General features: G+C 70.9%; 22 protein-coding genes and 1 pseudogene. 22 read left to right on the top strand and 1 reads right to left on the bottom strand.

Annotation, left to right across the window (positions count from 1 at the left end; genetic code table 11):
- The first annotated feature begins 58 nt into the window (after positions 1–58).
- The 17 genes from Q1K33_RS14235 (at position 59) to Q1K33_RS14155 (ending at position 17,985) form a co-directional block, all read left to right on the top strand.
- A complete protein-coding gene (locus Q1K33_RS14235) occupies positions 59–1,096 on the top strand; it encodes an ABC transporter permease (RefSeq protein WP_300405076.1) in 1,038 nt (345 codons plus the stop codon).
- Between the two features lie 53 nt (positions 1,097–1,149).
- Positions 1,150–2,919 carry an ABC transporter substrate-binding protein gene (locus Q1K33_RS14230; RefSeq protein WP_300405075.1) on the top strand — a complete coding sequence of 590 codons (1,770 nt, stop codon included), beginning with the start codon at positions 1,150–1,152 and terminating at the stop codon, positions 2,917–2,919.
- A gap of 195 nt (positions 2,920–3,114) precedes the next feature.
- Entirely contained in the window at positions 3,115–4,119 is a 1,005-nt protein-coding gene (locus Q1K33_RS14225) for an ABC transporter permease (RefSeq protein ID WP_300405073.1), read from the top strand.
- Entirely contained in the window at positions 4,116–5,255 is a 1,140-nt protein-coding gene (locus Q1K33_RS14220; protein ID WP_300405071.1) for an ABC transporter ATP-binding protein, read from the top strand. Before Q1K33_RS14225 ends, Q1K33_RS14220 begins: the two co-directional genes overlap by 4 nt.
- Positions 5,255–6,469, top strand: coding sequence for a dipeptide ABC transporter ATP-binding protein (locus Q1K33_RS14215; RefSeq protein WP_300405069.1), 1,215 nt, complete (start codon positions 5,255–5,257; stop codon positions 6,467–6,469). The genes Q1K33_RS14220 and Q1K33_RS14215 overlap by 1 nt, the downstream gene beginning before the upstream one ends.
- 4 nt (positions 6,470–6,473) lie before the next feature.
- On the top strand, positions 6,474–7,829 hold the full coding sequence (locus Q1K33_RS14210; RefSeq protein ID WP_300405090.1) for a replication-associated recombination protein A: 1,356 nt from the start codon (positions 6,474–6,476) through the stop codon (positions 7,827–7,829).
- Positions 7,830–7,840: 11 nt separating this feature from the next.
- On the top strand, positions 7,841–8,380 hold the full coding sequence (locus Q1K33_RS14205; protein ID WP_300405067.1) for a hypothetical protein: 540 nt from the start codon (positions 7,841–7,843) through the stop codon (positions 8,378–8,380).
- Positions 8,377–8,682 (top strand): DUF6167 family protein, encoded by a 306-nt coding sequence (locus Q1K33_RS14200; protein WP_300405065.1) that lies wholly within the window; start codon positions 8,377–8,379, stop codon positions 8,680–8,682. The genes Q1K33_RS14205 and Q1K33_RS14200 overlap by 4 nt, the downstream gene beginning before the upstream one ends.
- Positions 8,682–11,360, top strand: a complete 2,679-nt coding sequence (gene alaS / locus Q1K33_RS14195) for an alanine--tRNA ligase (RefSeq protein WP_300405063.1) — start codon at positions 8,682–8,684, stop codon at positions 11,358–11,360. Before Q1K33_RS14200 ends, alaS begins: the two co-directional genes overlap by 1 nt.
- A 25-nt stretch (positions 11,361–11,385) precedes the next feature.
- On the top strand, positions 11,386–11,874 hold the full coding sequence (gene ruvX / locus Q1K33_RS14190) for a Holliday junction resolvase RuvX (protein ID WP_300405061.1): 489 nt from the start codon (positions 11,386–11,388) through the stop codon (positions 11,872–11,874).
- A complete protein-coding gene (gene mltG / locus Q1K33_RS14185) occupies positions 11,867–13,060 on the top strand; it encodes an endolytic transglycosylase MltG (RefSeq protein ID WP_300405059.1) in 1,194 nt (397 codons plus the stop codon). Before ruvX ends, mltG begins: the two co-directional genes overlap by 8 nt.
- Positions 13,061–13,094: 34 nt before the next feature.
- On the top strand, positions 13,095–13,925 hold the full coding sequence (locus tag Q1K33_RS14180) for a shikimate dehydrogenase (protein WP_300405057.1): 831 nt from the start codon (positions 13,095–13,097) through the stop codon (positions 13,923–13,925).
- A 5-nt stretch (positions 13,926–13,930) separates the two neighbouring features.
- Positions 13,931–14,689 carry an A24 family peptidase gene (locus tag Q1K33_RS14175; protein WP_300405055.1) on the top strand — a complete coding sequence of 253 codons (759 nt, stop codon included), beginning with the start codon at positions 13,931–13,933 and terminating at the stop codon, positions 14,687–14,689.
- A 39-nt stretch (positions 14,690–14,728) separates the two neighbouring features.
- Positions 14,729–15,907, top strand: coding sequence for a chorismate synthase (gene aroC / locus Q1K33_RS14170; protein ID WP_300405053.1), 1,179 nt, complete (start codon positions 14,729–14,731; stop codon positions 15,905–15,907).
- Entirely contained in the window at positions 15,904–16,434 is a 531-nt protein-coding gene (locus tag Q1K33_RS14165) for a shikimate kinase (protein WP_363319717.1), read from the top strand. The genes aroC and Q1K33_RS14165 overlap by 4 nt, the downstream gene beginning before the upstream one ends.
- Positions 16,427–17,542, top strand: coding sequence for a 3-dehydroquinate synthase (gene aroB / locus Q1K33_RS14160; protein ID WP_300405051.1), 1,116 nt, complete (start codon positions 16,427–16,429; stop codon positions 17,540–17,542). The genes Q1K33_RS14165 and aroB overlap by 8 nt, the downstream gene beginning before the upstream one ends.
- The gene (locus tag Q1K33_RS14155) at positions 17,539–17,985 is read left to right on the top strand and encodes a type II 3-dehydroquinate dehydratase (RefSeq protein ID WP_300405049.1); all 447 of its coding nucleotides are present in this window, start codon (positions 17,539–17,541) and stop codon (positions 17,983–17,985) included. Before aroB ends, Q1K33_RS14155 begins: the two co-directional genes overlap by 4 nt.
- A 10-nt stretch (positions 17,986–17,995) precedes the next feature.
- Here Q1K33_RS14155 and Q1K33_RS14150 read toward each other — a convergent pair whose 3' ends face one another.
- Positions 17,996–18,526: a DUF5709 domain-containing protein gene (locus tag Q1K33_RS14150; RefSeq protein WP_300405047.1), complete on the bottom strand. Its 531-nt coding sequence runs from the start codon at positions 18,524–18,526 to the stop codon at positions 17,996–17,998.
- A 225-nt stretch (positions 18,527–18,751) separates the two neighbouring features.
- On the opposite strand from Q1K33_RS14150, the gene efp reads away from it, so the two are divergent.
- From efp to Q1K33_RS14125, 5 genes and pseudogenes are all read left to right on the top strand, one after another.
- On the top strand, positions 18,752–19,315 hold the full coding sequence (efp, locus tag Q1K33_RS14145; protein WP_300405046.1) for an elongation factor P: 564 nt from the start codon (positions 18,752–18,754) through the stop codon (positions 19,313–19,315).
- 4 nt (positions 19,316–19,319) lie between these two features.
- Positions 19,320–19,733 (top strand): transcription antitermination factor NusB, encoded by a 414-nt coding sequence (gene nusB, locus Q1K33_RS14140; RefSeq protein WP_300405044.1) that lies wholly within the window; start codon positions 19,320–19,322, stop codon positions 19,731–19,733.
- 102 nt (positions 19,734–19,835) lie between these two features.
- Positions 19,836–21,239 (top strand): NAD(P)/FAD-dependent oxidoreductase, encoded by a 1,404-nt coding sequence (locus Q1K33_RS14135; RefSeq protein ID WP_300405042.1) that lies wholly within the window; start codon positions 19,836–19,838, stop codon positions 21,237–21,239.
- A complete protein-coding gene (locus Q1K33_RS14130; protein WP_300405040.1) occupies positions 21,236–22,048 on the top strand; it encodes a DUF1206 domain-containing protein in 813 nt (270 codons plus the stop codon). The genes Q1K33_RS14135 and Q1K33_RS14130 overlap by 4 nt, the downstream gene beginning before the upstream one ends.
- Before the next feature lie 133 nt (positions 22,049–22,181).
- Positions 22,182–22,571, top strand: a pseudogene (locus Q1K33_RS14125) (hypothetical protein); the annotation flags it as partial.

Below are 22,571 nucleotides of genomic sequence, written 5' to 3'. Positions count from 1 at the left end.
CACCCATGCCCTTGGCCGAGCTGAACCGGCCCGTCCCCAGCGGGCCAACGAGGTGAGCATGTCGTCCGGACTCAGCGTCGACGAACTCGACGGCCCCGAGGGTGGCGGCGAGGCAGAGCGCATGGACGACGCGACGCCGAAGACGTCCCAGGTCGCCGGACGCTCGCCCACGAGGATCGCGCTGAGCCGCCTGGCCAAGGACAAGGTCGCGGTCGTGTGCGCCGGCATCCTGCTGCTCCTGGTCCTGCTCGCCGTCATGGCACCCTTCATCTGCGACTGGCTCAACATCTATCCCGACCAGAAGGACCCCGACGCGCCGACGCCGAGCGAGATGCTCGAGACCGGCGGCATCCCGTCCTTCGGTCCGCCCAACTACCCCTTCACGTGGGACCACCCGCTCGGCATCGAGCCGGCGAGCGGACGCGACAACCTCGCCCTGCTGCTCTACGGGTTGCGGACCTCGCTGACCGTCGCGGTCGCGGCCACGGTGGTCTCCGTGGTCGTCGGCGTGACCCTCGGCCTGCTCGCCGGCTACGCCAAGGGCGTGGTCGACGCCGTGCTCTCCTTCGTCATCGACTTCTTCCTCTCGTTCCCGTTCATCCTCGGTGCGCTGGCGCTGGCCCCGATCATCACCAGCCGATTCGGCGGTGACCAGGACACGCTCCGACGCGCGGAGCTCTACTCCCTCATCGGGATCCTGGTGCTGTTCGGCTGGATGGGTCTGGCCCGCCTGATCCGCGGCCAGGTCCTGTCCCTGCGTGAGAGGGAGTTCGTCCAGGCCGCCCAGGTGATCGGCGTGCCGACCTGGCAGATCCTCTTCAAGGAGCTGCTGCCCAACCTGGTGGCCCCGATCGTCGTGGCCGTCTCGCTGTCCGTGCCGGCCTACGTGGCCGCCGAGGCGGGGCTGTCCTACCTCGGCATCGGGCTGACCGAGAGCCCCTCGCTGGGCAAGACGGTCGACTCCGCCACGGTCTGGTTCCAGCGGTATCCGCTCTACCTGTGGGCGCCGGTCGTCACCATCATGATCATGGTGATCGCGCTCAACCTCGTGGGCGACTCGATCCGAGACGCCTTCGACCCCAAGACTCGCCGATGAGCCAACCCTGGACATCGGGAGACACACAAGATGGAAAGAAGGGTGGGCACACGATGCGGTTGAAGCAACCGATCATCGCGATCGCCGCCGTCAGCGCGTTCACGCTGGCAGCTTGCGGTGGAGATGGCACTGGATCCGGCACCGGATCAGGGAACGACGACCAGCCGGACACGTCCGAGGGCGGCAACACCGGCCAGACGCAGGACCCCGACCGTGAAGGTCCCGTCACCATCGAGGGCGCTGCCGAGGGCGGCACCGTCACGGTGATCTCGACCTCGGGCCTCAACACGATGGACCCGACCGAGGCGTACTACCAGAACACGACCTCGATCCTCACCGGCCTGGTCACGCGCGCCTGGACGCAGTACGCGTACGACGAGGAAAACAACACGATGGTCCTCGTCCCCGACCTCGCCACCGACCTGGGTCGCCCCAACGACGACTTCACCGAGTGGACCTTCACCCTGCGTGACGGCATCACCTACGAGGACGGGACCCCGGTCGAGCCCGAGGACTTCGCGTTCTCGGCCGCGCGTTCGTTCGACCGTGAGGCCTTCCCGGAGGGCCCGGCGTTCTCCAACGACTACTTCGTCGGTGGCGACACCTACAAGGGCCCCTACACCGGCAACGGCCTCAAGGGCTTCGACGCCGTCGAGATCAACGGCATGGACGTCACCTACAAGATGGCGACGCCGTTCCCCGACATGCTCTACTGGGCCTCCTTCGCCGCGATGGGCCCGATCCAGGAAGGTGCCGACTCCGACCCGGAGAAGTACCGCCTGAAGCCGCTGGCCACCGGGCCCTACAAGTTCGGCAAGTACGTCCCGGAGAAGTCCCTCGAGCTGGTGCGCAACCCCGAGTGGGACCCGGCCACCGACCCGGCCCGCACGGCGTACCCGGACAAGTACGAGTTCGACCTGCAGGTCGAGGAGGCCCAGCTCAACCAGATCCTCCTCGAGGACTCGGCTGACGACCAGGCCACGCTCACCTACGACGACGTGCTCGCGGTCAACTTCGACCAGTTCAAGGCCGACGGCCGTGCCGCGGTCGGCAGCTTCCCGCTGACGTCGTTCTGGGCCCCGGACTACACCAAGATCACCGACATCAAGATCCGTCAGGCACTCGCCTACGCCTACCCGTACGAGGACGCTGACCTCGCGGGTGGCTACATCGAGGGCGTCACGTCGCTCCCCGGTGCCCAGCTGCTGCCCCCGGGCACGGCCGGTCGCAAGGACTTCAACCCGCTGCCCGACCACGAGCCCGGCAGCACCGACACCGACGCCGCCATGGCACTGCTCGAGGAAGCCGACGCCGTCGGCTACGAGGTGAAGTTCCTCTACACCAAGGACTCCGACTCCGGCGTCAAGGTGAAGGACGCCATCGTCGCCTCGCTCACCAAGGCCGGCTTCAGCCCGAAGCCCGTCCCGACGACGATCGCCGACTTCTCGTCGCTGCGTGCCGACCCCGACACGGACATCAACGTCCGCAGCGGTGGCTGGATCGCTGACTGGCCGTCGGGTGGCTCCTGGTTCCCGCCGCTGCTGAAGAGCACCGACGTGGCCGCGGGCGTCCTGGGCGCGAACTACTCGAAGTTCAACGAGCCCGAGATCGACGCGCAGATGAAGGAGATCCAGACCCTTCCGGTCGAGGAGCAGGCCGACGCCTGGGGCGAGCTGGACGACACCATCATGACCGACTACTTCCCGCTCTTCGTGACCCGCTACGGCGGCGTCGCGCAGGCCTACGGGTCGGCCATCGAGGGTCACTTCATCGACAACACGATCGGCATGCCGACGTGGAAGAACATCTGGGTCAACTCCTGACCCTCGCGTGAGGGTCACTGACCCTCGCTGCGCTTGACGGGCACAGCAGTGGCGGGATCGGTTCGCCGGTCCCGCCACCCGCTGTGACCCTGCGCCATCTCTCACGACCTTGTGGCCCCCGGGCCCGCGACCACACACTTCTCACATGCGCCGGCCCCGACGTGCTCGTCGGGACACCGATTCCCAGGAGGACCCTTGTTCGGGTACGTAGTACGTCGGCTGATGTCGTCGGTGCTGGTGATTCTGCTCGCCTCGTTCGCCGTGTTCGCGATCTTCTACCTCGGCCCCTCCAGTCCCGCGCAGCCGGTGTGCGAGGGAAGCGGGCGCGCCTGCACGCCTGAGCGGCTGGCGAACATCGAGAAGTCGATGGGCCTCGACAAGCCGGTCCTCGAGGCCTACGGCACCTACATGAAGGGTGTCGTCGTCGGCCGCGACGTGGTCATCGGAGCGGCCGAGTACGACTGCGGCGCCCCTTGCTTCGGGGTCTCCTACGGCACGCGCGCCCAGGTCACCGACGAGCTGAAGGAGCGCATCGTCCCGACCATCCTGATCGCCATCGGTGGCTCGCTCGTGTTCTTGACCGTGGGTGTCGGGATCGGCATCGCTGCCGCCGCCAGACGGGGCACCATCGGTGACCGGGTGATGGTCAGCGGCAGCCTGCTCGTCTCGTCGGTGCCCTACTACCTGCTGTGCCTGCTGGCGTGGCTCTACCTGACCCTGAAGACCGACATCTTCCCCACGACCGGCTACTTCCCCCTCTCCGACGGCGATCCGTTCAAGACCTTCACGGGCTTGTTGCTGCCGTGCCTGGTGCTCGGCGTGGCGAGCTCGCCGGTGTACGCGCGCTACAGCCGCGGTCAGATGGTCGACACGCTCGGTGACGACTTCATCCGCACGGCCAAGGCCAAGGGCCTCAGGGGTCGCACGGTACTGTTCAAGCACGCCCTGCGCGCCGCGATCGTGCCGATCGTGACCATCTTCGGTCTCGACTTCGGCACCTTGCTCGCCGGCACGATCTTCACCGAGAAGATCTTCGACGTCCAGGGCATCGGGGTGTGGGGGCTGGATGCGATCCGCCCGCCCCAGGACCTTCCGATCCTGACGGTGACGGTGCTGATCGGCGCCGTGTTCATCGTCGTGTCCAACCTGATCGTCGACCTCGTGTACGGCGTGCTCGACCCGAGAGTGAGGCTGGGATGAGCGAGACCAACCCGCACCCCACCGAGGCCAAGCCCGGCCAGGCTGCTGCCGCCTCCAGCGCCGGCGAGCCCTACCTGGTGGTCGACGACCTGACCGTGCGGTTCCCGACCGCGGACGGCCTGGTCCAGGCCGTCTCCAACCTCAGCTACAGCGTCGAGCTCGGCAAGACCCTCGGGATCGTGGGCGAGTCCGGCTCGGGCAAGTCGGTCTCCAGCATGGCCGTGCTCGGCCTCCACGACGAGCGCTCCGCCCAGATCAGCGGCTCGATCCGGGTCGACGGCAAGGACATCGTCGGGCTCAGTGACGCCCACATGCGCCAGATGCGCGGCAACACGGTCGCGATGATCTTCCAGGACGCGCTCGCCGCGCTGCACCCCTTCTACCGGGTCGGAGCGCAGCTGACAGAGGCCTACCGGATCCACCACCCGTCGGCCTCGAAGAAGGAGGCCCGCAGGCGGGCCGTCGAGATGCTGGACCGCGTCGGGATCCCCGAGCCGCAGAGCCGGGTCGACGACTTCCCGCACCAGTTCTCCGGGGGCATGCGTCAGCGCGTGATGATCGCGATGGGGCTGATCAACGACCCGTCGCTGCTGATCGCCGACGAGCCGACCACGGCCCTCGACGTCACGGTCCAGGCCCAGATCCTGGACCTGCTCCAGGACCTGCAGCGCGAGTTCAACTCGGCGATCATCATGATCACCCACGACCTCGGTGTCATCGCCGAGATGGCCGACGACGTGCTGGTCATGTACTCCGGCCGGGCGGTCGAGTACGGCCCGTGCAAGGAGATCCTCACGCACCCCGAGATGCCCTACACGTGGGGCCTGCTCTCCAGCGTCCCCGACGTCAGCTCGGACATCAACGCCCGAATGATCCCGATCCCCGGGACCCCGCCGAGCCTGCTGCACCCGCCGACGGGCTGTGCCTTCGAGGCGAGGTGCAACCACAGTGACAAGGTGGGCGGGGACCTGTGTGCCACGACGCTTCCGGACATGCGCCCCGGTGGCCGCGGCCAGACCCACCTCAAGCGCTGTCACCTGCCCGATCCCGACGCGATCTTCCTGTCGGAGGTCCTGCCCCAGATCGCGCCGGACCTCGCCGCCAGTGCGAGCAACCAGAGCAGCGAGGAGAGCTGATGTCGGAGCACACGTCGTTCGAGAAGCAGGTCGAGCAGACCCATGCCGCGAACGTCCTCGACCCGAACGCACCGGCGGTGCTGACGGTCGACAACCTGCGGATGTACTTCCCGGTGAGGTCCGGCGGCGTGGTGCGTCGCCGGATCGGCGACGTGCAGGCAGTCGACGGAGTCTCCTTCGAGGTGCCCAAGGGGGGCTCGCTGGGACTCGTGGGCGAGTCCGGGTGCGGCAAGTCGACCACCGGGCGTCTGATCACCCGGCTCTACAAGCCGACCGGCGGCTCGATGAAGTTCGGCGAGCACGACCAGGACCTGGCCACGATCTCCGACCGGGAGATGAAGCCGCTGCGCCGCGAGGTGCAGATGATCTTCCAGGACCCCTACTCCTCCTTGAACCCGCGTCACACCGTGGGCACGATCGTCGGCACCCCCCTGCGGGTGCACAACGTCGTGCCGAAGAACAAGACGCTCAGCCGCGTCCAGGAGCTGCTCGAGGTCGTGGGTCTCAACCCGGAGCACTACAACCGCTATCCCAGCGAGTTCTCCGGTGGGCAGCGTCAGCGCATCGGCATCGCCCGAGCGTTGGCCCTGCAGCCCAAGCTGATGGTGGCCGACGAGCCGGTCTCGGCCCTCGATGTCTCGATCCAGGCACAGGTGATCAACCTGATGCAGGACCTGCAGCGCGAGTTCGACATCGCGTTCCTGTTCATCGCCCACGACCTGGCCATCGTGCGGCATTTCTGCCCCGAGGTCGCGGTGATGTACCTCGGCAAGATCGTCGAGATCGGTGACCGCGAGAGCATCTACTCGGGGGCACACCATCCCTACACGCAGGCTCTCCTCTCGGCCGTGCCCGACATCAAGCAGGCGGCCACGGGTGAGCGGCGCGAGCGGATCCGGCTGACCGGTGACGTGCCCAGTCCGATCAACCCGCCGTCGGGGTGCCGGTTCCGGACGCGCTGCCCGATCGCCCAGGAGATCTGTGCCAAGCACGAGCCACCGCTGCTGCAGATCGGCAAGCGGCACAAGGTCGCCTGTCACTTCCCCGGCCGGATCAACCAGCACCCGTCGACCCCGATCACGGCGGGTCTGCTGGGCGTCGACGCCCAGGGGAGCCCCGATCCCGGTGCCAGCCCGAGCGGCGACCTGACCGACCAGCCCGGCTACGCCGACACCTGGTTCGACCTGGACTCGAAGTCGTTTGGACGAGCCTGACGCCCTGTTCGACAACGACTCGCCGCCACGTCCCGCAACCCCGGGAGGCGGCGGCGGGTCGCTGAGCGCCACCCCGGACGCGAGCGCTCCGCTCGCCGTACGGATGCGACCGCGCACGCTCGACGAGCTGGCCGGACAGGGCCAGCTGAGGGCGCCGGGATCGCCGCTGCGACAGGTGATCGAGGGCGACCAGTCGTTGTCGCTGCTGCTCTGGGGCCCACCCGGCACCGGCAAGACGACGATCGCGTCCATCCTCAGCCGGCACACCGGTCGGCACTTCGTCGAGGTCTCGGCCGTCTCCGCGGGCGTCAAGGAGGTGCGCGCGGCCATCGACACCGCGCGCAACCGACTGGTCCGCACCGGGGCGGAGACGGTGCTGTTCGTCGACGAGGTGCACCGCTTCAGCAAGGCGCAGCAGGACGCCTTGCTGCCCGGTGTGGAGAACCGGTGGGTCACCCTCGTCGCGGCCACGACGGAGAACCCGTTCTTCAGCGTGATCTCTCCGCTGCTGTCGCGCAGTCTGCTCCTTCGCCTCGAGTCGTTGACCGACGACGACGTCCGCGGGGTGATGCGGAGCGCGCTCAGCGACGAGCGCGGTCTCGACGGAGCGCTGGAGATGGACGAGGAGGCGCTCGACCACCTGGTCCGCCTGGCCGGGGGAGACGCCCGCAGGTCGCTCACCTACTTGGAGGCCGCTGCGGGCGCGGCCAGGTCACGAGGGGTCGAGCGGATCGACGTGGAGGCAGCCGAGGCCGCCGTCGACACCGCCGCCGTGCGCTACGACCGGCAGGGGGACCAGCACTACGACGTCACCTCCGCCTTCATCAAGTCGATCCGCGGCTCGGACGCCGACGCGGCGCTGCACTACCTGGCGCGGATGGTCGAGGCGGGGGAGGACCCCCGCTTCATCGCACGACGCCTGGTGATCCTGGCCAGCGAGGACATCGGCCTGGCCGATCCCACCGCGCTGACCACGGCGGTCGCCGCGGCGCAGGCGGTCCAGCTGATCGGGATGCCGGAGGCCGGGCTCAACCTGGCGCACGCGGTGATCGCCCTGGCGGTCGCCCCCAAGTCCAACGCCGTCACGACGGCGATCGCGGCGGCCACGGCCGACGTACGAGCCGGCAAGGTCGGGCCGGTGCCCGCGCACCTGCGCGACGCGCACTACGCCGGGTCTCAGAAGCTCGGACACGGCACGTCGTACACCTACAGCCACGACGCGCCGTACGGCATCGCCCAGCAGCAGTACGCCCCCGACGTGGTTGCGGATGCGGCCTACTACCGCCCGACCGAGATCGGTGCCGAGGGCGGCATCAAGGAGCGCTGGGAGCGGGTCCGTCGGCTGATCCGGGGACGGTAGGGTCTGACCCCATGACGACGCAGTGGAGCGTGCCCGCCTGGGCGCTGCTCGTGACCCTCGGGGCGGTCCTCGTCGTCGCGGTGACGCTCGTGGCTGTCGTACGCCGTTCGTCCTCCCGCGCCGCGGCCCTCGCCGCCTCGGCGCGCTCCGAGTCCGAGGCGCTGCGTGCCCAGGTCGAGGCGATCGAGCACCGGCTCGCCGCCACCGCGCGAGCCACCCGCGCCGCCGACGGGCCCGAGTACGTGATCACCCGGCTCGGAGATGCCGACGACTCCGAGGGCGCCGACGGCGAGAGGTCACGCGACCAGCCCGTCGTCGACGGGCCGCTCTTCGCCGACCTGGTGCTGCGCGAGAGCGTGGTCCAGGCGGCCTCGCTCGCCGCAGGTCTGCGCCGCGCCCTCGACCCCGCCCACCTCAACCGGATCCGCTTCGAGATGCGTCGCGAGCTCAAGCGGGCCCGCAAGCAGCGCCGCGCCGACGCCCGTCAGGCCCGCCGGGAGTACGAGGCACGCCAACGCGCCGGGGAAGCCGCTGGAGAAGCTGCGGCATGAAGCGGTCGTTCTGGTTCGTGGCCGGAGCGAGCGCGGGGGTCTACGCTGCCGCGCGCGCCCGCCGGGCCGCCGAGATCCTGACGGTCGACGGCCTTCGTGACCGCATCGGTGCGGTCGTCGTGGGTGCCCGGATGTTCCGCGACGAGGTCGCCCAGGGCAAGGCCGAGGCCGAGACCGACTTGCGCGAGCGGATCACGCTGGGGCTCCATGAACGACGTGAGCTGATGGCCGGCACCGACCCGGGCACCGCCGGGCACGACGCATTCACCGAACCAACCGACGAGGAAGAAGGCACCAGCTGATGGACACCGCGGAGATCCGACGGAGGTTCCTCGCGCACTTCGAGCGCGCCGGACACACCCCCGTCCCCTCGGCCTCGCTGCTGCTGGACGACCCCAACCTGCTGTTCGTCAACGCGGGCATGGTGCCCTTCAAGCCGTACTTCCTCGGTCAGGAGACCCCGCCGTACGACCGGGCGACGAGCATCCAGAAGTGCGTGCGCACCCCCGACATCGAGGACGTCGGCAAGACGACGCGTCACGGCACGTTCTTCGAGATGTGCGGCAACTTCTCCTTCGGCGACTACTTCAAGGAGGAGGCGATCACCCTCGCCTGGGACCTGGTCACCAAGCCGCAGTCCGACGGTGGCTGGGGCTTCCCCGAGGACAAGCTCTACCCGAGCGTCTACGTCGACGACCCCGAGGCGGTCGCGTTGTGGAAGAAGATCACCGGCCTGCCCGACGACCGGATCGCGCGGCTGGGGAAGTCGGAGAACTACTGGTCGATGGGCGTGCCGGGACCAGGTGGTCCCTGCTCGGAGATCTTGATCGACCGCGGGCCGGCGTACGGCGCGGACGGCGACTTCTCCGCCGAGGACCGCTACCTGGAGTTCTGGAACCTCGTCTTCATGCAGGACGAGCTCTCCGCGGTGCGCTCCAAGGAGGACTTCGACATCGCAGGCTCCCTGCCGAAGAAGAACATCGACACCGGGATGGGCCTGGAGCGGGTCGCCTTCATGACGCAGGGCGTCGAGAACATGTACGAGATCGACGTGATGTTCCCCGTCATCGAGCGGGCGATGGCGCTGACCGGCAAGAAGTACGGCGCCGACCCGGTCGACGACGTCCGCTTCCGCGTCGTCGCCGACCACGTCCGCTCCTCGATGATGCTCATCAGCGACGGCGTCACGCCCGGCAACGAGGCCCGCGGCTACGTGCTGCGCCGCCTGCTGCGGCGCGCCGTGCGCTCCGTGCGCCTGCTCGGCTACGAGGACCCGGCGCTGCCCGAGCTGCTGCCGATCAGCCGGGACAAGATGGGCGAGACCTACACCGACCTGCACTCCGACTGGGAGCGCATCTCGCGCGTCGCCTATGCCGAGGAGGACGCCTTCCGCAAGACGCTGGCCTCCGGTACGACGATCTTCGACACTGCGGCGGCGAAGGTGAAGGACTCCGGCGGCACGACGCTCGCCGGCGACCAGGCCTTCGCGCTGCACGACACCTACGGCTTCCCGATCGACCTCACCCTCGAGATGGCCTCCGAGGCCGGGCTCTCGGTCGACGAGGCGGGCTTCCGCTCGCTGATGGCCGAGCAGCGCGAGCGGGCCAAGGCGGATGCTGCGTCGAAGAAGGGCCAGCACGCCGACACCGGCGTCTACCGCGCCATCCTCGACGAGCACGGGCCGACCGAGTGGCTGGCCTACGAGACGCTGTCCACCGAGTCTCGGGCACTGGCCCTGCTGAGCGGCGGTGGAGCGACGAGCGTGCTCGGCAGCGGCGAGATCGGCGAGCTCGTCCTGGACCGCACGCCGTTCTACGCGGAGTCCGGCGGCCAGGTCGCCGACGCGGGGATGATCGAGTTCGACGGCGGGCGCCTCGAGGTGCTCGACGTCCAGCGACCGGTGCGTGGCCTGGTGGTCCACCAGGTCCGCGTCGTCGACGGCGAGCTGTCGGCGGCGGCGGTGCAGGGCGCCGGGATGCTGCACGCGCAGGTGGACCCCGAGTGGCGTACCGGCGCGCGCCAGGCGCACTCCGGCACCCATGTCGTGCACGCGGCGCTGCGCGAGGTGCTCGGGCCCAGCGCGCTGCAGTCGGGCTCCTACAACCGTCCGGGCTACCTGCGTCTCGACTTCGGGTGGACCACGGGGCTCAGCCCCGAGCAGGTCCGAGACATCGAGGACGTCTCCAACCGGGCGCTGCGCGCCGACCTGCCGGTCGGGTGGCAGTACATGACCCTGCCCGAGGCGAAGGACTGGGGTGCTGTCGCGCTGTTCGGCGAGACCTACGACGCATCGCAGGTGCGCGTGGTCGAGATCGGTGGTCCGTGGTCGCGCGAGCTGTGCGGTGGCACCCACGTCGAGCACTCCTCGCAGATCGGCACCATCGTCGTCACCGGCGAGGCGTCGGTCGGCTCGGGCAACCGACGCATCGAGGCCTTCACCGGCGTCGAGGGCTTCGCCTACCTGGCCAAGGAGCGCGATGTCGTCGGACAGCTGACCAGCCTGCTGAAGACCCAGCCCGACGACCTCGTGGGCCGTGTCGGTGACCTCGTCGAGCGGCTGCGCGCCGCCGAGAAGGAGATCGAGAAGGCGCGCCTGGGCCAGCTCCTCGCGGGCGGCGCCCAGATCGCGGCAGGCGCCCAGGACGTTGGTGGCGTGCAGGTCGTGGCGCACCGCGTCGACGGCGCGGGGGGAGGCGACGTACGCACGCTCGCGATGGACGTGCGCGGTCGGCTCCCGCACGACGCGCCCGGCGTGGTCGTGGTGATCGGGGCGGCCGACGGCAAGGTCTCGGTCGTCGCGGCGCTCAACGACGCCGCGCAGGCGCGCGGGCTCAGCGCCAACGACCTGGTCCGTGCGGTCGGCCCGTTCGTCGGCGGCAAGGGCGGCGGCAAGGCGGACGTCGCCCAGGGCGGCGGCACCGACACCAGCCGGCTCGACGAGGCGCTCGCCGCGGTCACGGCGACCGTGGCCGGCGCCTGACGACGGCCGAGCGACCGACCAGCGCATGCGACACGGCGTACGTCTCGGCATCGACCCCGGGGACGCCCGGATCGGGATCGCGCGCAGCGATCCGGGCGGCTTCCTGGCGACCCCGGTCGAGACCGTGCGCAGCGGAAGGGGCGACCTGCGGCGCATCCGGCAGATCATCGCCGAGATCGCCGAGGAGACCGCCGACGGTGTCGTGGAGATCGTCGTCGGGCTGCCCCGCTCGCTCTCCGGTGGGGAGGGGCCTGCCGCGGCGAAGGTGCGCGCGTTCAGTGACAGGCTCACCGCCTCCGTGGCACCGTTGCCGGTGCGGTTGTGCGACGAGCGCCTCACCACGGTCTCGGCGGAGGCTATGCTGCGCGACCGTGGCACCAAGGGGGCCAAGCGCCGCGCCGTGGTCGACCAGGCCGCAGCGGTGTTGATCCTCCAGCACGCACTCGACAGCGAACGCGCCACCGGGAACCCACCCGGAGAGCTCGTCGCCCGATCCCAGGAGCCCGATGACTGAGCGCGACCCCTCCATCCTGGAGGAGGACGTCCCCGACGGGGAAGCGGCCGAGGACCAGCTGCCGCTGCCCGGCGGGAGCCGGCGCAAGCCTCGGCGCTTTGCCCGGTTGAGCGGCTGCATCCCCGTGCTGCTCGTGCTGGCCCTGCTCGGCGGGGGTGCCTACTTCGGGATCACGCGTGGTGTCGACGCCATCCGTGACCAGTTCAAGGAGGCCGAGGACTACGCGGGCCCGGGCAAGGGTCGCGTCACGTTCCAGGTCGTCTCCGGCGACTCGATCTCCGACATGGGTGCCAACCTCGTCGAGGCCGACGTCGTCGCCTCCCTCGAGGCGTTCACCGATGCGGCCGCGCTCGACCCCGAGGGGTCGCGGGGGATCCAGGTGGGCTTCTACCAGCTGCGCCGCCAGATGGCCGCCTCCGACGTGGTGGACGTCCTCGTCGATCCCGCCAACATCGTCTCCGACACGATCACGGTCCCCGAGGGACTCACGGTCGAGCAGATCGTCGGCATCCTGGCGAAGAACACCGACTTCAAGGCCAAGCAGTTCACCAAGATCGTCGACAACCCCGGTGACCTCGGGCTGCCCGACTACGCCGACGGCAACGCCGAGGGCTACCTGTTCCCCGCGACGTACGCCTTCGGCCCGGACGCCAAGCCGGTGACCATCCTGACCGCGATGGTCGACCGGTGGCGCCAGGCCGCCGAGGCCTCGGGTCTCGAGCAGGCCGCCGAGGACCTCGGCTACTCGCCGCACGAGCTGATGACCGTCGCCAGCCTGGTCCAGGCCGAGGGTCGTGGCGACGACATGCCCAAGGTCGCCCGGGTGATCTACAACCGCCTCGAGATCGAGCCCAACCCGTCGGCCGGCTTCCTGCAGATCGACGCGGCGGTCAACTACGCCCTCGGGCGGGGCCCGATCACCCGGCTGACGACCGACGAGATCGACTCGGTCGCCGACTCGCCGTACAACACCTACCGGCAGAAGGGGCTTCCGCCGGGGCCGATCGAGGCGCCGGGGGACGACGCGATCGAGGCGGCCGCCAACCCGGTCGACGGCCCGTGGTTCTTCTACGCCACCGTCAACCTCGAGACGGGGGAGACGAAGTTCACCGACGACTTCGACGAGTTCAACGAGTTCAAGGCCGAGCTCGACCAGTACTGCGCCACGCAGTCGGACCGGTGCTGAGGCGCTGGGGTCCCCCCGGCCGTCAGGGCTGAGGATGACGCCGACGAGGTGCGCGGTCCTGGGCGACCCGATCTCCCACTCGCTGTCGCCGACCCTGCACCGGGCGGGCTACGTCGCTGCAGGGCTCGACTGGACCTACGAGGCCGTGCGCGTGCCCTCGGGGTCGCTGCCGGGCTTCCTCGGGCGAGGTGATCGGTGGCGCGGCCTGTCGCTGACGATGCCGCTGAAGCGCGAGGTCCTCCCGCTCGGTGACGTGGTCTCCGAGCGCGCTCGACTCGCCGGCGGAGCCAACACCGTGGTGATCGAGGAGGGCCGGCTGCTGCTGGACAACACGGACCTGCCCGGCGCGGTGGCGGCGGTGCGCGAGCGCTACTCGGGCGCCGTCGACACGGTGACGATCCTGGGCGCGGGTGCCACGGCCGCCTCGATCGGGCTGGCGTCGTGCGAGCTGGGGGCCCGGCGCGTGGTGGTGGCCTCTCGCGATCGGGGGCGCGCGACGGAGACCCTGGTGGCGATCAGGTCGCACGTGTCGGGACCGGACGTGGTCTGGGCGGACCTCGGCGAGGTGTCGGCGCGCGGCATCGCGGGCGACGGCGTCGTCTCGACCATCCCCGCGGCGGCCCAGGACGAGGCACTCGTGGCGGCGTGCTCCGACCTCCCCCTCGTCTTCGAGGCGCTCTACGACCCCTGGCCGACCCCGCTGGCCTCCGCGGCGTCGGCACGCGGCCAGGCTCTCGTCGGGGGGCTCGACCTCCTGGTGCACCAGGCAGCGTTGCAGTTCGAGCTGTTCACCTCGCGAGCGGCGCCTCTGTCGGCGATGCGGGCAGCCGGCGAGGCCGCCCTGTCCGCGCGGTCCGGAGGCTGAAGGCCGTGCACGAGCTGATGGTGGGCGCTGTCGCGGGGGTCGGCTGCGCGGGTCTCGGTGCGCTGATGCCACGCGTGGTCGCCCGGCTCCCCGAACCCCCCGCCGTACCGCCGCTGGAGGAGGGGGAGGAGCCCACGCCTGCTCAGCAGATCGTCCTCGACGAGGGCCCGAAGCCGCCGTACGTCGAGATGGCGACCTCCCCGGGCTTCGCCAGGACGCTCTCCTGCTCGGCCGGGGTCTGCGGCGCGCTGTTCGGCTGGGCCGTCGGCTGGGACTGGACACTCCTCCTGGTGCTCCCCCTCGCACCCGTGGGCGCGGCACTGGCCCTCGTCGACCTGCGCTCCCGGCTCCTTCCCTCACGCCTGATCCTGCCGACCCTCGCCCTGGCGTTGGTCTTCGCGCTCGTGGCCTGGCCGTTGACCGGCTCGCCGGACGCCCTGGTCCGCGGATTGGTCGGGATGGTCGCTGCTCGGTCGGTCTTCTGGCTGCTGTGGTTCATCCGATCGGCGGGCATGGGCTTCGGCGACGTACGACTGTCGGCGCTGCTCGGGTTCGTCCTCGCCTACCTCGGGTGGGAGCAGTACGCCGTGGGGCTCTACTCGCCGTTCGTCATCTTCGCCGTTCCCGGGCTCGTGCTGGCACTGGTGCGCCGCGACCGGTCGCTGCTGAAGCGTGCCTACCCCTTCGGCCCGTTCCTGCTCGCCGGCGCCGTGATCGGCATCGTGGTCGGCGACGCCCTCGTGGGCGGTCTCATCTCGGGGTGAGGCGTCGGGCCGGTCGGTGGTCGATGAAAGACTGCTCCCATGTTGCGTTGGCTCACTGCGGGTGAATCCCACGGCCCGTCCCTGGTCGCCATCCTGGAGGGGCTCCCGGCCCACGTCGAGGTGACGACCGACGACATCGCCGACTCACTGGCGCGGCGCCGGCTCGGCTACGGCCGGGGTGCCCGGATGAAGTTCGAGCAGGACCAGGTCACGATCACCGGGGGTGTGCGCCACGGCCGCACCCAGGGTGGCCCCGTCGCGCTGATCGTCGGCAACACCGAGTGGCCCAAGTGGGAGACCGTGATGTCGGCCGACCCCGTCGACGCCGAGGTGCTCGACGCCCAGGCGCGCAACGCTCCGCTGACCCGCCCGCGCCCCGGCCACGCCGACCTCGCGGGCATGCAGAAGTACGACTTCGCCGAGGCGCGCCCGATCCTCGAGCGCGCCTCGGCGCGCGAGACCGCCGCCCGGGTCGCGCTCGGCCGGGTCGCCTCCAACTTCCTCGAGCAGTCGGTCGGCGCCCGCATCGTGTCGCACGTCATCGAGCTCGGCGGGGTCCGCGCCCCGTCCGGCCTGTGGCCGCAGCCCGACGACGTCGCCCGGCTCGACGACGACCCGGTGCGCTGCCTCGACCCCGAGACCGCGGCCGCGATGGTGGCGCGCATCGACCAGGCCCACAAGGACGGCGACACCCTCGGCGGGGTCGTCGAGGTCGTCGTGCACGGGCTCCCGCCCGGGCTCGGCTCCCACGTCCACTGGGACCGCCGCCTCGACTCGCGTCTTGCCGGTGCGCTCATGGGCATCCAAGCGATCAAGGGCGTCGAGGTCGGTGACGGCTTCGAGCTCGCCGCGACGCCCGGGTCGCTCGCCCACGACGAGATCGTCCCCACCGACGACGGCATCCGCCGCGTCTCCGGCCGCTCCGGCGGCACCGAGGGCGGGATGACCACCGGCGAGGTGCTGCGCGTGCGTGCCGCGATGAAGCCCATCGCGACCGTGCCGCGGGCTCTGCGCACGGTCGACGTGGCGACCGGCGAGGCTGCCGTCGCACACCACCAGCGCTCCGACGTCTGTGCGGTGCCGGCCGCGGGCATCGTCGCCGAGGCGATGGTCGCGCTGGTCATCGCCGACGCCGTGGTGGAGAAGTTCGGCGGCGACGCGGTCGGCGAGACCCGCCGCAACGCCGAGACCTACCTGGCCAACCTGAGGTACTCGTGAGCCCCGTGTCCGGCACCCGCCCGGTGGCGGTGCTGGTCGGACCGATGGGCTCGGGCAAGTCGACCGTGGGCGCCCTGCTCGCTGCGTCGTACGGCGTGCAGGCACGCGACACCGACACGGACGTCGAGGCGCTCGAGGGCCGCTCGATCTCGGACATCTTCGTCGAGTCCGGCGAGGAACACTTCCGCGCGCTCGAGCGCTCCGCCGTGGCCACCGCCCTGGCCGAGCACGACGGCGTGCTCTCCCTCGGAGGCGGCGCGGTGCTGGACGAGGCGACGCGCGAGCTGCTGGTGGGGCACCGGGTCGTCTTCCTGAGCGTGGGCCTCTCGGAGGCCGTCAAGCGCGTCGGACTCGGGGCCGGTCGACCGCTGCTGTTCGGCAACATGCGGGCCCAGGTCAAGAAGCTGCTCGACGAGCGCGCCCCGATCTACGCCTCGGTCGCGACCGTGACCGTCGACACCGACGAGAGTGTCCCCGAGGACGTCGCTGCGCGCGTCCGCGCTGCCCTGGAGGCCGACGATGAGTGAGTCCACCGACCACCCGGCCGAGTCCGTCCTGCACGTCGGCGGCGCGTCGCCGTACGACGTCGTGGTCGGGCACCACCTCGCGCACCACCTGCCCGACATGGTCGGCGACGCCGCCCGGATCGCGGTCGTGTGCCCCGAGGCCCTCGAGCACCTCGTCGAGGACGCGGTCGGGCCGCTGCTCGACCGGGACGTGACGGTGCTGGCGCTGCCCGACGGCGAGGAGTCCAAGACCGCCGAGGTCGCGGTCGCCTGCTGGGAGGCGCTGGGCGAGGAGGGATTCACCCGCTCCGACGTCGTGGTCACGCTGGGCGGTGGCGCCACCACGGATGTCGGCGGCTTCGTCGCGGCGTCGTGGCTGCGTGGGGTGCGCGTCGTGCACATCCCGACCACGCTGCTGGCCATGGTCGACGCCGCGGTGGGCGGCAAGACCGGCATCAACACGTCGGCCGGCAAGAACCTCGTCGGTGCCTTCCACGAGCCGTCCGGGGTGCTGTGCGACCTCGCCCTGCTGGAGTCGCTGCCACGGGACGAGCTCGTCGCCGGACTGGGCGAGGTCGTCAAGTGCGGCTTCATCGCCGACCCCGAGATCCTGCGCCTCGTCGAGGAGACCGACCCCGAGTCGCTGGACGCCTCGTCCCCGGTGCTGCGTGAGCTCGTCGAGCGCGCCATCCAGGTGAAGATCGACGTCGTGGTCGCGGATCTGCGAGAAGCAGGGGGCAGCGAGCTGACCGGCGCCCACCCCGGTCGCGAGGCGCTCAACTACGGTCACACCCTCGCGCACGCGATCGAGCGGGCCGAGGACTACGAGATCCGGCACGGCGAGGCGGTCGCGATCGGCTGCGTGTACGTCGCCGAGCTCGCCCACCGCGCGACCGGGCTCTCCGCCGAGATCGTCGAGCGGCACCGGGAGGCGTTCTCGCGGGTCGGGCTGCCGACGTCGTACGAGGGTGCGAGCTTCGAGGACCTGCTCGCCACCATGCGGGTGGACAAGAAGTCGCGCGGCAACCAGCTGCGCTTCGTGGTGCTCTCCGACATCGGTGCACCCACCGTGCTCGCCGGGCCGTCCGAGGAGGACCTGCGCGCCGCCTACGAGGCGGTCACGGCGTGAAGGCTCTCGTGCTCAACGGCCCCAACCTCGGACGCCTCGGCCGACGCCAGCCCGAGATCTACGGCTCGACCACCCATGCCGAGCTCGCTGAGCGCTGCGTGGGCTGGGGCGCCGACGTGGGGCTCGAGGTGGAGGTGCGCCAGACCAACCACGAGGGCGTCCTGCTCGACTGGCTCAACGAGGCGGCCGACCAGGAGGTCGCGGTGGTGCTCAACGCCGCAGCGTGGACCCACTACTCCTACGCGCTCTTCGACGCCTGCGCCCAGCTCGTGGCGCCGCTGATCGAGGTGCACATCTCCGACCCCACGCAGCGCCCCGAGGTCTTCCGGCACACGTCGGTCGTCACGCCGTACGCCGCACAGGTCGTCTCGGGCCACGGCGTCGACGGCTACCGGCGGGCGTTGGTCGCGATTGCCGAGCTGATCGACGCACGGCCCGGCTGACGCCGAGCGGTCAGGGCAGCTGGTCGTCGGGCAGCTCGTGCACGGCTGCCTCCTCGGCGCCCGAGCCCGCGCCGTCGATGCCGACGTCGGTCGCGGCGGCCTCCGCGTCGACGTCCTCACGCGCTCCCTCGTCGGGCTCGACGAGGCGTCCCGAGCGCGCGTCACCGACCTCACGTGACGCCGCCGGCTCGAACGGCTCCGCCGCGGGATCCTCGATCTGCTCGATCGCCATCTCGTCGGCCTCCTCGTAGGGGTCCGGCTCCGGGACCTCCTGCCCGAGCCGCTGGTCCAGGGACTCGCCCATGCTCTCCTCGAGGGGCGTGTTGCCGAAGCCCTGGGCTGCTGACGGCTTCTCGGGCGGGGAGTAGCCCTCGTCGAGTGGCTCGGCCAGGCCCCGGTCCTCCACGAGGCTGTCTCCGTCGCCCTGCGGCTGGGTCTCGTCGTCCACGCTGTATCCGTGGTAGCTCTCGCTCCCGGCGGCGCCGGTGTCGTCGGAGGCGGGGTCGGTGCCGGTCTGCGAGGCGATGTCGTCCTGGCTCACGGGTGTTCCTTCCTGCAGCTGGTGCTCGGCCGGTGCTCGACCCGCGGTCTCGTCCCCGGGTCCCGGCACCGGTACCCCGATCGAGCCATCTGACGCGCCGACTGAGGAAACGACTCGGCGCAGCGTTAGACTCGGCGGCTGTTGTCCGCCCGCGTCCGATCCCACCCGATCCCGCTGGCCCCGGACGGCGCCCTCGTCCACTGAGCAGAAGGCTGACCCACGCGCATGGCAACCACGAACGACCTCAAGAACGGCATGGTTCTCAACATCGACAAGCAGCTCTGGGCTGTCGTGGAGTTCCAGCACGTCAAGCCGGGCAAGGGGCCTGCCTTCGTGCGCACCAAGCTGAAGAACGTCGAGTCCAACAAGACCGTCGACAAGACCTTCAACGCCGGCACCAAGGTCGAGACCGCCACGGTCGACCGCCGGACGATGCAGTACCTCTACAACGACGGCACGTCCTTCGTGTTCATGGACACCAGCGACTACGAGCAGCTCGAGATCGCTCCCGAGATCGTGGGCAGCGCCTCCAACTTCCTGCTCGAGAACCAGGAGGCCGTCGTGGCCACCAACGAGGGTCGAGTGCTCTTCATCGAGCTGCCCGCCTCCGTCGAGCTGACCGTGACGTTCACCGAGCCCGGCCTGGCCGGCGACTCCGCGACCGGACGCACCAAGCCGGCCACGCTCGAGACCGACCACGAGATCCAGGTGCCGCTCTTCATCAACCAGGGCGAGAAGATCAAGGTCGACACCCGCGACTCCTCCTACATGGGTCGCGTCAAGAGCTGACGACGTGGGAGCCCGATCGAAGGCCCGCAAGCGGGCCCTGGACATGCTGTACGCCGCCGACCTGCGCGGCGAGTCGGCCACCGACGCGCTGGACCGCGCGATCGCTGCCGGCGAGGGGCCGACCAACGACTACACCGCCACCCTGGTGCGCGGCGTGGTCGAGCACGTGGCCCGCATCGACGAGCTGCTGAGCGAGTTCTCCGAGGGGTGGACCCTCGAGCGGATGCCCGCGGTCGACCGCAACGTGCTGCGCCTGGGCGTCTGGGAGCTGCTGTACGTCGACGACGTCCCCGACGCCGTGGCGGTCTCGGAGGCGGCCGCGCTCGTGCGCGAGCTGTCCACCGATGACTCGCCGAGCTTCGTCAACGGCATCCTCGGCGCCATCCAGAAGCAGAAGCCGACGCTGATCCAGCCCTGACGGTCGGCTCGCGGTCCTGCGGCCGGCACGTACGGCCCGACCGTTCGGTGACCGCCTCACCGGGGGAGGCCCGGGCCTCCGAGCGGGTACTACGTTGGCTCCATGAGCGAAGACGCCGACCTGGTCGTGATCGGGCAGGGCCCCGGAGCCGAGTCGCTGGTGATGGGGGCCCTCGAGGCGGGGCTGTCGGTGGTCGCCGTGGACAAGCACCTCGTCGGGGGCGAGTGCCCCTACTACGGGTGCATCCCGTCGAAGATGATGGTCCGCGCCGGGGACGCCCTGGCGGAGGCCGGCCGGGTGACCGGACTGGCCGGTGAGGCGTCGGTCGTGCCCAGCTGGTCCCCGGTGGCCGAGAAGATCGCGGTCCAGGCCACCGACCACTGGGACGACACCGTGGCCGTCGACCGACTGGCCGACGCCGGCGCGACCGTGCTGCACGGCACCGGTCGGTTGGCCGGGCCCGGGCAGGTCGACGTCGAGCTGCCCGACGGCAGCACCCGCTCGTTCGCGGCACGTCGCGGGATCGTGCTCAACACCGGCACCCGCCCGTCCGCTCCGCCCATCGACGGGCTCGGGGACACGCCGTACTGGACCAACCGGGACGCCGTCCGGGTCACCGAGCTGCCCGGCTCGCTCGTCGTGGTGGGCGGCGGACCCATCGGCTGCGAGATGGCGCAGGCGTTCGCCCGTTTCGGGGTGCGAGTGACGATGGTGCAGTCCGGCGATCGCCTGCTGCCCGCTGACGAGCCCGAGGCCGGAGCCCTTCTCGAGGAGGTGCTCGTGAGCGAGGGGCTCCGGGTCATGACCGGGGCTCGGACGACCGCGGTGAGCTACGCCGACGGCGCGTTCACGCTCGCCCTCGACTCGGGGGAGACGCTCGTGGCCGACAAGCTCCTCGTGGCCGCGGGGCGCACCCCCAACCTCGACGACCTCGGGCTGGACACGGTCGGCCTGGACCCCACTGCCCGCACGATCGACGTCGACGAGCGCCTGCGGGTGCAGGGCGGTGAGGCCGGCGCCGGAGATGCGCTATGGGCCATCGGCGACATCACCGGCAAGGGAGCCTTCACCCACGTCGCGATGTATCAGTCCGCGATCGCGCTGCGCGACCTCCTCGGCCAGGACGGTCCTCCGGCGAGCTACCACGCGCTGCCGCACGCCACGTTCACCGACCCGGAGGTCGGCGGTGTCGGGATGAGCGAGCAGCAGGCGCGCGACGCCGGGCTGTCCGTGCGGGTGGGGCTCGCACCCCTCGAGCAGTCCTCCCGAGGGTTCACGCACGGCCCCGGGGCCCGGGGCCTGATCAAGGTCGTCGAGGACGTCGACCGCGGCGTGCTCGTCGGCGGTACGGCGATGGGTCCCGGTGGTGGGGAGATCCTCGGGTTCCTCGCGGTCGCGGTGCATGCCGCCGTACCCGTCGCGACCCTGCAGACGATGATCTACGCCTACCCGACCTTCCACCGCGTCATCGAGACGGCGCTGGGCGACCTGTCGGACGCGCCATGAGCCAGAGCACCGCTCACCAGGCCCACCAGAGCGACGTCGTCGACCGGATCGCCGGCGTCGGCCTGGTCGCCTACGGCGTCGTCCACCTGCTCATCGGCTGGCTGGCCGTGACGCTGGCCGTCGGCGACCGCCAGGGCGGAGCCTCGAGCACCGGCGCGGTCAAGCAGCTCGCCCAGCAGCCGTACGGCGAGACGCTCGTGTGGCTGATCGCCGTCGGGATGATCCTGCTGGTGGTGTGGCGCCTGATCGAGGCTGCTCTGGGCTACCGCGACAAGGACGGCGCCGAACGGACCCTGCGGCGCCTGCTCTCGGTGGGCAAGGCCGTGGTCTACGGCACGATCGCCTACAGCGCGGTCGACGTGGCGACGGGGTCTCCGCAGAAGAGCGGCTCCGGCGGGGGCACCGACTCGATGACCGCGACCCTGATGAATCGCCCGGGCGGCCAGCTCCTCGTGGGCGCGGTCGGGGTGGGCATCGTCGCGGTGGGTGTGGCCCACCTGGTCACGGCGTGGCGCGAGTCCTACCTGAAGAATCTCGACGGTGAGGGACGCAGCGGGTCCTCGGGCACAGCCTTCCGGTGGCTGGCTCGCACCGGCTACGTCGCCAAGGGTCTCGCCCTGGGCGTGGTCGGGGTCCTCTTCCTGAGCGCCGCCGTGACCCACCGGGCCGAGAAGTCCGGCGGTCTCGACCAGGCACTGCGCACGGTGCTCGACCAGGCCTTCGGCCCGGTGCTCCTCGCCGCGATCGGGCTCGGCTTCGCCGCCTACGGCCTCTTCTGCTTCGTGCAGGCCCGGCACCTGGACCGCTGAGGGACGGCGTCGCCCCGGGTCCGCGTCGGGCCGCAGCGGGGGGCGGGGATGTTTCGCTGCGACCGGGACTGGAGAGGACGACCTCAGGCCCTCGGGCCGCGCTGTCGCCCACCCCCACTCTCGGAGGATCACCATGTCGGAGTCGTACGAGCCCACTGACACCAGTGATCGGCTGTACACCCCCGAGGAGCTGGCCGTCTATGCCAAGCAGCAGGCCGCGGGCACGGCGGGTCCCCAGGCCCAGGAGGCCCAGGAGGCCCGGGAGGCCTCAGCCGCCCCGGAGGCTGCGCCGGAGCCGATCAGGGGTGATCCCCTCACCGATCCGATCCCGGGATGGCCGTCCTCGGCTCCTACCGCGCCTCCACCGGGGCCGTCTGCTCCGGTAGCCGCTCCGGTGGCCGCTCCCACGGCCGACCCCAACGCCGCTCCCACGGCCGACCCCATCGCCGCTCCCACGGGTCCGCCCCCGTCCGGCCCGCCGCCCAGTGGCCCTCCGCCCGCCGCTCCGCCGCCGGTCGCGGCC

This window comes from Nocardioides sp., from assembly GCF_029937575.1.
Lineage (GTDB): Bacteria > Actinomycetota > Actinomycetes > Propionibacteriales > Nocardioidaceae > Nocardioides.
Note: the sequence above shows the minus strand (reverse complement) of the source record. Positions and strands in the feature narration are given on the sequence as shown.